The organism is Pseudodesulfovibrio pelocollis (assembly GCF_030282845.1).
GTDB lineage: Bacteria > Desulfobacterota > Desulfovibrionia > Desulfovibrionales > Desulfovibrionaceae > Pseudodesulfovibrio > Pseudodesulfovibrio pelocollis.
This window is the reverse complement of sequence record NZ_JASTWE010000121.1, coordinates 1-682: the sequence shown is the minus strand read 5'-3', so window position 1 is coordinate 682 and position 682 is coordinate 1. Positions and strand designations below refer to the sequence as shown.

Annotated in this window: 2 protein-coding genes; both read right to left on the bottom strand. The window is 66.1% G+C overall.

Features of this window, described 5'->3' with window-relative positions:
• Nucleotides 1–223, bottom strand: a 223-nt coding sequence (locus QQS14_RS16490; RefSeq protein ID WP_285908108.1) for a hypothetical protein, incomplete at its 3' end; no start/stop codon positions are given.
• On the bottom strand, nucleotides 202–618 hold the full coding sequence (locus QQS14_RS16485; protein ID WP_285908107.1) for a hypothetical protein: 417 nt from the start codon (nucleotides 616–618) through the stop codon (nucleotides 202–204). The genes QQS14_RS16485 and QQS14_RS16490, both read right to left, overlap by 22 nt.
• Between the last annotated feature and the right edge of the window lie 64 nt (nucleotides 619–682).

Sequence of the window (682 nt, the reverse complement as noted above, 5' to 3'; positions counted from 1 at the left end):
ATGGAGCGTGATCTTCTCGAGCGGCGCAAAATCGGTTTTGCGCGGCCTGAAGGCTAGCCATAGGCCAGAGGGGTTTCATCCCCTCCCGAAGCTCAATCTCCTCCCTTATCCGGCGTTCTTCCTGGGCTTCCAGGAAGAGGCGGATTGTCTGCGCCTCGGAGCGGAGGGCCCGCGCCTCGTCCAGGATCTGCTGCAGCAGTTCTACGCCTTGATCTTTTCCCATAGTTCCTTTCTCCTTTTTGCCCGCTCCCGATCCTCGGCGGTGATCCGGCCCAGTTCAAAGAGCGGCGTTTGTTCTGCGGTGAGCACTGTCAGCCCGGCGGGCGCGAGGGCGGCGCGGGCTATGCCGGGGTCGCCGGTCACCTCGGTCAGCGCGGCCAGCAGCTCCAGCGGGATGCGGCGGTCGCCCTTGCCGGGCGCGGCCCAGTTGTTGACGGCGTGTACCGAGACGGCCTCGCCCGTCAGCCGGGTCAGCTCGTCGGCCACTGTCTCGCGGGACAGGCCGCAGTTGGCCAGCGCGTGGCGCAGGGCCTCGTTGACGGCCTCTGATGCGCGCAGGCTCCCGGCCTTGCGCCGCTGGCTGGGCAGGCTGGACAGGGGCAGGGTCAGCTGGACCATGCCAGCGCCTATATTTTTCGGCCCTCTAGACATTGTCAGCCCGCTGGTTTGTCGGTACACAATG

Coding starts and splice junctions, on each gene's coding strand:
- QQS14_RS16485 (WP_285908107.1), bottom strand. CDS start 618: ATGGTCCAGCTGACCCTGCCCCTGTCCAGCCTGCCCAGCCAGCGGCGC.